This window comes from Vibrio sp. 10N.222.52.C3 (genome assembly GCF_041474195.1).
Taxonomy (GTDB): Bacteria; Pseudomonadota; Gammaproteobacteria; order Enterobacterales; family Vibrionaceae; genus Vibrio; species Vibrio crassostreae_C.
Genome location: NZ_JBFRTQ010000240.1, coordinates 1 through 709 on the forward strand (window position 1 = coordinate 1; position 709 = coordinate 709).

Annotated in this window: 1 protein-coding gene; it reads left to right on the forward strand. The window is 39.5% G+C overall.

The genetic code is table 11. The features are described from left to right. Positions 1-224: 224 nt before the first annotated feature. Complete coding sequence (locus AB4517_RS22650; protein ID WP_372150102.1) at positions 225-632, forward strand: VOC family protein; 408 nt, start codon at positions 225-227, stop codon at positions 630-632. The last annotated feature ends 77 nt before the right edge of the window (positions 633-709 follow it).

The window sequence follows — 709 nt, forward strand, 5'->3', positions numbered from 1 at the left end:
GCTTTTATAGCGACCTTTCTATGTTTTGGACGTATGTGAATTTGAAATCCGGCGTGTCGTTGCAGTTGCTCTTCAATCAGACAGATCTTGATGTTTCACTCCTAAATCTCATAATTTCCCTTCGCTATTCGATCTGATAATGAATTAATTATCTTAAATCATGATGTTACCTGTCATTCTCTTTTCTATTGTCTATGTTTAAAGGACTAACAGAGGAGATAGATATGCTGACAGTAACCCCTTACTTGTTTTTTGATGGTCGTTGTAATGAAGCGTTGGATTTTTATCACAAGTGCTTTGGTGGTGTGGTTTTATCTAAGCAGCTTTTTAGTGATGCACCACAGGTAATCGAGGGCGCTCAACCTGATCGGGTTATGCATGCTGAGTTCGAAGCGTTTGGTATGAAGCTGATGATGTCTGATGGTGTTAAGGCAAAAGAACTTGAAGGCAACAATCTCGCTCTCTCTCTTGTGACTGAAGATACCGCGACTCAAGAACAAATCTTTGAAAAGCTCAAGAAGGGAGGGCGGATAATGACTCCACTCGCAGATACTTTTTGGGGGGCTCGATTTGGCAAAGTAGAAGATAAATTCGGTATACGCTGGATGGTGCACTGCGACTCTTTAAGTTGAGCCTGTGAAATTGGATAGTGAAATTGCTGCTTGGTTTTATTAGAATTATAAATAGAGATTAATCATCAATATTATAT